This is a genomic window from Streptomyces atriruber (assembly GCF_001418325.1).
Taxonomy (GTDB): domain Bacteria; phylum Actinomycetota; class Actinomycetes; order Streptomycetales; family Streptomycetaceae; genus Streptomyces; species Streptomyces atriruber.
On sequence record NZ_LIPN01000590.1, the window covers coordinates 1 to 8790 of the forward strand.

5 protein-coding genes are annotated in these 8790 nt (G+C 71.9%); 3 read left to right on the forward strand and 2 right to left on the reverse strand.

The window, feature by feature from the left end:
- The 3 genes from AOK03_RS42310 to metG all read left to right on the forward strand — a co-directional run.
- Window positions 1-4055, forward strand: a 4055-nt coding sequence (locus AOK03_RS42310) for a tetratricopeptide repeat protein (RefSeq protein ID WP_055570072.1), incomplete at its 5' end; no start/stop codon positions are given.
- Window positions 4045-4518, forward strand: coding sequence for a DUF4913 domain-containing protein (locus AOK03_RS40385; protein ID WP_063792675.1), 474 nt, complete (start codon window positions 4045-4047; stop codon window positions 4516-4518). The genes AOK03_RS42310 and AOK03_RS40385, both read left to right, overlap by 11 nt.
- A gap of 52 nt (window positions 4519-4570) precedes the next feature.
- Window positions 4571-6199 carry a methionine--tRNA ligase gene (metG, locus tag AOK03_RS38925; RefSeq protein ID WP_055570073.1) on the forward strand — a complete coding sequence of 543 codons (1629 nt, stop codon included), beginning with the start codon at window positions 4571-4573 and terminating at the stop codon, window positions 6197-6199.
- Between the two features lie 81 nt (window positions 6200-6280).
- Here the strand turns inward: metG and AOK03_RS38930 are convergent, their stop codons facing one another.
- Window positions 6281-6856: a hypothetical protein gene (locus tag AOK03_RS38930; protein ID WP_055570074.1), complete on the reverse strand. Its 576-nt coding sequence runs from the start codon at window positions 6854-6856 to the stop codon at window positions 6281-6283.
- Between the two features lie 9 nt (window positions 6857-6865).
- A partial coding sequence (locus tag AOK03_RS38935; protein WP_055570075.1) for a trypsin-like peptidase domain-containing protein occupies window positions 6866-8790 on the reverse strand: 1925 nt, incomplete at its 5' end.

Genomic DNA, 8790 nt, shown 5'->3' on the forward strand with positions numbered 1-8790 from the left:
CACCCGCCCCGACCGCCACCCCTCGCGTCACCACGGCGCAAGCCCTGCCGTCACACCAGACCCAGCCACAGACCCAGACCTCGCCCCCGATCGCGTACGCCACCACCCTGCGCTGGACCACGGCCCGCGCCGGTGCGTACGACGGCGGACCGGACGCCGCCCTGCTGGAGATCACCGACCCCGCCTGGCGGCCGCCCGCCTCCTTCCGCGGCCCTGCCGGGCGACGGCCCCAGCGCTGGGGCCGCCTCGTCACCGACACCATGGGCCAGCCCGTGTGCTGCCACGGCTTCGCCCGCGTGCAGCGCGGCGCGGCCGGTGACGTCGGCCTGGAACAGCTCTCCGCCCGCATCAACCCGCTCACCGGCTTCCCGGCCCGCCGGTACGAACTGACCGGCGCCACCAGCGCGTTCGGCGCCGCCCTCGGCACCACCGGATCGCCGTGGGCCGGAATGTCGGGCGCCGCCGTCTTCACCGCCGAGCCCACCCGCACCCCCGGCGAGCTGAGCCCCGGCGTCCTGCTCCTGGGCGTCGTCCACGCGGACCGCGGCGCGGCGACCGGCGTACGCCTCTCGGTGACCAGGGCCGAGGACCTCATCGACGACCCGGAGTTCCGGTCCGTCGTGAGCGCGCACAACGGCGGCCTGCCGCCCGAGCCCGAGGCCGCGGAACTCGTCGGCCTGCTCGCCCCCGTCGCCCCGCAACGCGACCTGAAATCGCCGCTGACGGTGCTGCGCGCGGACGTGGAGGCAGTGGCGTTCCGGGGGCGCGACGGCGAGCTGGCGGAGCTGCGCGACTGGTGCGTGGAGTCCGACGAGTCGCAGCTGGTGGGCGCCCTCGTGGGACCCGGCGGTCAGGGCAAGTCCCGTCTCGCACGGGAGGTGTCCGCCCGGCTGCGGGCAGAGGGCTGGGTGGCGGGCCGGCTGCGCCACGAGACCGTGCGCGGCCCCGGCGCGGACACCCCCGCCCTGCTGCGGCCCCTCAACGGCGTCCGGCGGCCCGCCCTCGTCGTCGTCGACTACGCGGAGACCCACCCGGAGCTGGTCAGAGAGCTCGTCGCCCTGGCCGACGACGCACCGGAACGGTTCCGCATCCTCCTGCTCGCCCGCTCCCTCGGCACCTGGCTGACCACCGCGCTCGGCCGCTCCGGTCTCGGTTACGGAGTCCCCGACGTGACCGCGGAGTTCACGCTGCGCCCCCTGTACACCTCCCCGGGCCCGGCGGCCGAGGCGTTCTCGCTCGCCGCCGCCGACCTGGCCCGCGCGCTCGGTCAGGTCCCCGGATACGAAGGGGTGGACTGGGCCCGGATCGCCGCGGGCATCCGGCCACCGGCCCTGGACGACGGCCGTGAAAGCCCGCTGTCCCTCCACATGCGGGCCCTGGAGTCAGTGCTCCGCCGGGGCCGCACCCCCTTGTCGGTGGGCGGCCGCCCCCGCCGCTCCATGGAACCCGCCCTCCTCGACCACGAGGCGTACTACTGGGCGAGCACCGCGGCCACGATCGGCATCGACCCGGACGACGCGTCGCTGCTGCGCCGGGCCGTGGCCGCGGCCACCCTGTGCGGCGCCGCGTCCCGCGAGGAGTCCCGCGCGGTCCTCGCCCGCCTCCCGCACCCGCGCCCCGTCCCGGTCGACAAGCTCGACGACTGGCTGCGCACCCTCTACCCCGCGTCGCAGGACAGTCACTGGGGCGGGCTCCACCCCGACCGGGTCGCGGAGTACCAGGCGTCGGTGGAGGTCGCGGCGGACCCGTCCCTGCTGCCCGCCCTGCTCACGGGCGCCTCCGACGCGCAGTGGGCGGGCGCCTTCACCGTCCTCACCCGCGCGGTGGTGGCCCACGCCAACGAGGAGCGGACGGAGCAGGCGGGCACCGTCCTGGAGCGGCTGGGCGACGTGCTCGACCGGATCGACACGATGTCGGTGAGCGCGGCGGCCCTGCGGGCGTGCGCGGAGGCGCTTCCCACGGGATCGCACGTCCTGACCCGGTTCGCGGCCCGCCTCGCGGAGGTCCTGGTGGACCGGCATCCGCCGCAGGGCGCGCCGGACGGCCCCACCGACGCCGAGCGCGCCACCGACCTGCACAACCTCGCCCGGCGCCTGTTCGCACTGTCCCGGTGGGACGACGCCCTCGTGGCCGAACAGGCCGCGCTCGACCTGCGCAGACGGCTCGCCCGCGAGGAGCCCGAGCGGTACGAGGCCGACCTCGCGGTCAGCTATGACATGTCTGCCTCGCTCCTGTCCGAGTACGACGACGAGTTGGACCGCGCCACCCGGCGGATCACGAAGGCACTCGCCGTCCAGCGCCGTCTCACCGACGAGAACCCGCGTCAGCACCGCCGGAATCTGGCGGAGTTCCTCCGCACGGCCGCCTACATCGCGTGGCGCAGGGGCGACTCGGAGGAGTCCACCCGGTTCGACGACGAGGCGGCCGAGCTGACCCGCGAGCTGGAGAGCACACAGCCGGGCGAGCATCTGCGCGAGCTGATCCACGTCCTGGACAACCAGCAGGTCAACTACTGGAACTCGGGGCGCTACCGCGACGCCGCCAGGGTCACCGGCGAGTCCCTGCAGATCCTGGTCGAGCAGATGGCCGTGAACCCCGACGCCTACGGCTCCAGGTACGCCAGGATCCTGCTGGCGGAGGCGCTCCACCGCGACAACACGGGCGACTCGGAACAGGCAGTGGCGCTCGGGCGGCAGTCGCTCGCGCTGCACCGGAAGCTCGCCGCGGACCTCCCGGAGGAGTACGACTCGGAGCTGGCCACCGCCCTGCGCAACCTGGGCCTGATCGAGCACGCGCACGGGGACGAGAGCGCGGCGATCAGCCACGCGCGCGAGTCCGTCGAGGTCTGCGTGAAGCAGCTGGTGCGGACGCGACGCCCCCAGTACGCACAGGCCCTCACCGGATCCGTCGGCTCGCTGGACACCGTGCTCGGGCAGGACGAGGCCGGGGTGACGCGGGCCGTCGCCGTCCTCGACGAGGTGGTGGGAGCCCTGCGCCCGGCCCTCCGGGACTCAGGGCCGACGGACGTCATTCCTGACGCCGTGCTGAGGCTCGCGCAGCGCAGGACGCACCTGGGCGAGTCCCTCGGCCCGGGCCCGGAGCGCGGCCGGCAGCTCGCGGCCGCGGTGACCGGGCTCTGGGAGGCGGTGGGCCTGTACCGCGTGCTCGCGGCCGAGGACCCCGGGCAGCACGACGAGCGGCTGGCGGACGCTTTCGTCGCACTCAACCGTTGCTACGCACTGGTGGACAACGACGTCGCCCAGCGCGTGGTGCTGCGGGAGCTGCTGATCGTGCTGCGGAGGCAGGCGGCACGGGACGACGTCTGGCGCCCCGTCCTGGCCGCCTACATGGAGGGCCTCGGCCTCCACTACCTCGTCGCGGACCGGACGTCCCGTCGGGGACTGGCCCTGTTGCGGGAGGCGGTCGCGATCGAGGACCAGGAGCGGGATCCGACAGGGCCCGCACTGGCCGTGCTGGTCGGCCGTCTCAGGCAGGTGCAGCACGCCCGACAACGGCTCGGTCTGCACGCGGCCGCCGTGCACAGCGAGGAGCGCGTGGCCGCCCTGCTCCGGGCCGAGCAGCCGCGGGACCCCGCGCACGCCGCGTCCCTCGCCGAGAGGCCGGGCAGCGACCTCGTCGCACTGGCACTGTCGTACGCCCACACCGGTCGGCACGCGGAAGCCCGGACCCTCGCGGCCGACGGCGTCGCCCGCAGCCGCGCGGCACCGGACACCACCCCGGCGGAGCTCTCGTCCGTCCTGCGCGCCCAGGCGGAGACCCTCTTGGTGTGCGCCCGGCACACCGGCCGCCGGGCCACCGCCCTCGCCGCGCTCGGTCCGGCCCGGGAGGCGCTGGACCTCGTGGCGCGCCCCGGACTCCGTGACCGTACGAACGACCTGGTCGCCGCCCGGCCCGCCGCCGACTGCCTCGCGGACGTCCTCGACCAGCTCGGCCGCCGCACGGAGGCGGCAGGCGTACGCCGCCGTGTCGCCCCGCCGACGCATCCGCGGGGCGGCGCACCCGCCCGACGACAGGAGAGACGCCATGCCCAGTGACCTGCCCACCGAAGAGTCACGGTTCAGCGAAGCATCACCGTTCACCGAAGAGGAACAGCGGGCGGCCACGGTCTTCGGTTCCCTTCAGGAGTTCGTGACGGAGTACGTCGTCGCCGTCGCCGCACGCAGGACCGACGACGGCAGCCATGTCTGGTGTCCCTCGTGGTGGGCGCACGCCGAAGCCATCGCGCGGCTGAGCGCCCTGTGGCGCGCCTTCGAGTACCTCTGCGCCGACCCCTCGCTCGGCCTCTCCAACTGGTGGCTGCACCACGCCGACCCGCACCTGGCGGTCCTCCTCAGCCCCGACGGCCCCTTCCACGCCTGCGGCGGGCCGGACGGCCACCGGGCACCCGAACCGCTGCCCCTGGACACGCCTCCGGAGGGCCTCTTCGACGACCCTGTCTTCTCCGTCATGACGGGCGACCCCCTGGCCGTCCCGATCCCCGCCGAAGACGGCCCGTGACCCCCCGTAATCGATGTGAACCACCCCGCTCCGGGCCGTTAGGATTTCGACCATGGCGGCCACTGGATCCGAGAAGCAGGGGACGAGCGAAGACGCGAAGGCGTACTACGTCTCGACCCCCATCTACTACGTAAACGACGCTCCTCACCTGGGCCACGCCTACACGACCGTTGCAGGGGACGTGCTCACGCGCTGGCACCGTCAGCGCGGCGAGAAGGTGTGGTACCTCACCGGCACGGACGAGCACGGTCAGAAGATCATGCGCACGGCCGAGGCGAACGGCGTCTCCCCCCAGGAGTGGTGCGACAAGCTCGTCACCGAAGCCTGGAAGCCCCTCTGGGAGCACCTGAACATCGCGAACGACGACTTCATCCGCACGACGGAGAAGCGTCACACGGACCGCGTTCAGGAGTTCGTCCAGGATCTCCACGACAAGGGCGAGATCTACAAGGGGGGCTACGAGGGGCCGTACTGCGTCGGCTGTGAGGAGTACAAGCTCCCCGGCGACCTCATCGACGGCGAGGGCGAGTTCGACGGGCAGAAGCTCTGCCCCATCCACAAGAAGCCGGTGGAGCTCCTCAAGGAGGAGAACTACTTCTTCAAGCTCAGCGAGTACGGCGACAAGCTCCTCGCCCTGTACGAGGAGAACCCGGGCTTCATCCAGCCGGAGTCCGCGCGCAACGAGGTCGTGAACTTCGTCCGCCAGGGGCTCCAGGACCTGTCGATCTCCCGCTCGACGTTCGACTGGGGCGTCAAGGTCCCGTGGGACGACAAGCACGTCATCTACGTCTGGATCGACGCCCTCCTGAACTACGCGACGGCCGTGGGCTACGGCGCGAACCAGGAGAAGTTCGACGAGACGTTCCCGGCGAACGTGCACCTCGTCGGCAAGGACATCCTCCGCTTCCACGCGGTGATCTGGCCCGCGATGCTGCTCGCGCAGGGCCTGCCGGTCCCCGGCAGGATCGCGGCCAACGGCTGGCTGATGGTCGGCGGCGAGAAGATGTCGAAGTCGAACCTGACGGGCATCAAGCCGCAGGACCTGACCTCGCACTTCGGCGTGGACGCGTACCGCTGGTACTTCCTGCGGGCCATCGCGTTCGGCAGCGACGGCTCGTTCTCGTGGGAGGACTTCACGGCCCGCTACACCTCCGAGCTCGCCAACGACTACGGCAACCTCGCCTCGCGCGTGGCCGCCATGGTCGGCAAGTACTTCGGCGGCGAGCTGCCCGCGGCGACGGCTTCCGGTGACGCCGAGAAGGCGGTCCAGGACGGCCTGGCGAAGGCGGTCGCCGAGGCCGACCGGAAGATCGGCGAGGAGCTGGACTTCCAGGGCGGCATCCTGGCGATCTTCGACTTCGTGAAGCAGGTCAACGGCTACATCACGGAGCAGGAGCCGTGGAAGGTGGCCAAGGACGACTCGCCGGAGGGCAAGGCCCGCCTGGCGACGATCCTCTACACCGCCGCGGAGTCGCTGCGCGCCGTCGCGGTCCTCCTCAACCCGATCATGCCGGAGACCTCCCAGAAGCTCTGGGACTCCCTCGGCGCGGAGCCGCTCCTGGGCGCGCTCGGCGACCAGGACGTCCGGGCCGCGGGCACGTGGGGCACGCTCCCCGCGGGCGCGACGGTGACGAAGGGCGCGGTGCTCTTCCCCCGCCTGGAGGAGAAGCCGACCGCCTAGCGGCGACAGCGGTGAACCGAAAGGTCCCGGTGCCCGCCCCCGACTCGGGGCGCGGGCACCGGGACCTTCGCGTTCGCGCTCTCAGTCCTCGCATCCGTCGATGTCGTCGTCGCATCCGGCGACATCCGCCGGGTCCACCTTGTTCAGACGCCACGAGATCAGGCCCGTGCCGTCCTTCTCGGGGGCGACGCGTGCCTTGAAGGGCTTGCCCGCGGGGATGTTGAACTGGTCCGCCTCGCGGTCCCCGCACCCCACGCCGTAGGCCTGCTCCTCCTTCCCCCGGGACAGGGTCAGGGTCAGCTCCTCGGCCTCGTCCGTGTCACAGGTGATCTCGAAGCGGTAGGGGTCCCCGTCGGCCGCCGGGAAGGACTTGTCCAGCCCCGACCCGACGTACGCCGTGCCCGAGTCCACGAACTCCGCCTCCGTGCCGTCGTCCTCGGCGGCGGCGTCCAGCGCCCGGTCGGCCCGCCGCTGTGCGTCGTCCGGCTCCCAGGGCCGGGTCCTGCCCGACGGTTCGGACGACGCCGACGCCGACGGCTTCGGCTTCGACGAGGCAGGAGCGTCGGAACCGCCCCCGCCCCCGCACCCGGACACCAGCGTCAAAGCGGCGACGGACAGAGCGGCGGCGGACAACAGACCCGCCTGACGTATGCGCATGAATCGACCCTATCCGGGCGGAACGAGCTGGTACTCGCGCCCCAGCGCATCCGCCTGCGTATTGCCGTACACGGACACCTCACCGTCGGACCAGCGCACGAAGACGTCGTCCTCCCAGAGGTTGCCGCCGAACTCGCCGGGAGCGATCACGCGCGCGTGCTTCCACGTGCCGTTCGGGCCCTTGAGGCGGTTCTCCTTGCCGAGGCCGTGCGCGCCGATGTCCTCGTAGATGGTGAGTTCGCCGTCCGACCAGCGCACGAACAGGTCGAAGTCGGAGTTGGTCGAGCCGTCGAAGTCGCCGCCCGCGATGACCGAGGCGTGCTCCTTCCACAGGGCGTTGGGGGCGAGGAGCTGCTGCTCCGCGTGGAAGCCGCCGCCGTCGACGTTCGTGTACTTGGTGACCTCCCCGTCCACCCAGCGGACCACGAGGTCGTCGGCCCACTTGTTGCCGCCGTACTTGCCCGTCGCGATGCCCTTCGCGTACTTCCACGTCGAACCGGCCTTGGCGACGGTGATCTCGTTCGCCGGGTGCTCGGAGGTGGAGGTGGGCAACTGCGTGTTCTCGTCGATGTCCTTGTAGATCGTGACCTCGCCGTCGATCCACTTGACCATCAGGTCGTACGCGTTGGAGCCGGTGTAGTCGCCCGCGGTGATGACCTCGGCGTAGTCGGCCCACATCTTGTTCGGCTTCGCGAGGCGCGTCTCGCAGGGCTGGCCCTTGGCACAACCGGTGTAGAAGCCCTGCGACTGGTCGCCGGGGTAGAGCGTCATCTCCCCGTCGGACCACTTGACGACGAGGTCGCCGTCCTTCGTCTTCTGCGACGAGGTGTGGAACTCGCCGGTGGCCGCGGCGGTGGCGTGCCGCCAGAGGCCCGCGTCGCCCATGCCCTCGTTCTGGGAGGGCTTGTCCGGCGTGTAGTCGTTCACGGCCTGGTTGTAGAGGCGTACGACATCGGCGTCGAACTGCGAGGAGTACGAGACGTTGTCGAACTTGCCGCCCGTCTTGTATCCGCCGATGACGCCGATGACGTCGCCGCGCTTGCCGTCGAAGTTGCGGAGGAACGGACCGCCGGAGACGCCGGGCGCGAACCCGTCGCACGCGATCTCCAGGAAGCGTCCGGCGTAGGCCTTGGTGGACGTCTTGGGGCACACGCGCGGCGACTTGGAGCTGCCGGGGAAGCCGATCAGGGTGACGTTCTTCTGGTTCAGGTTGCCGGAGGCGGGGAGCGTGGTCAGCTCGTTGCCCATCCCCGTCGCGTTCTCCAGGAACTGGCCCTTGGAGTTGGGGCCGGTCCGCAGGAAGGCGAAGTCGAGGTCGTCGGCCTTCTGCGTGCCGAGGGACAGGTAGCGGCCGTCGATCCAGATCTTCCCCTTCTTGATCGGGAAGACGCCGTACGGGGCGATGCCGCGGCCCTTGTGCTGCGGATCGGCCTTCCAGCCGGGCGCGAAGGCGAGGTTGCGGAACCGGTCGTTGTCGTTGAGACAGTGCGCGGCCGTGATCACCAGCGACTTGTTGGGCGAGGCCACGGAGGACGCGGAGCAGAACTGGTCGCGCTTGCCCGGGTCCGACTGCGGGTCGTCGTCCTGGTTGATGAGGAAGACGCCGGCGGTGGCGACGCCGTTGCCGTTGATGCTGGAGGGGGCGCGCAGCATGTCGCCCGCCGTGGTCGGCGGCCCGTCCTCGACTCCCTTGTCGGGGTTGGCGGGCACGGCGTCCGCGATGCGCTCGGGGGTCCAGTAGGCCTCGGCGGCCCTGGCCTCGGCGATCTCCTCGGGGGTGGCCTTGAGCTTCTGATCCGCGGGGGCCTTGGTGGCTTCCGGGGTCTTGGCGGGCTCGGGCGTCCCGGCGGGCTCGGTGCGCTCGGGGGTCGGGGTGGCCTCCGGGGTCGCGTCCGGAGTTGCGTCCGGGGTCGCGTCCGGGGTCGCCTCCGGGG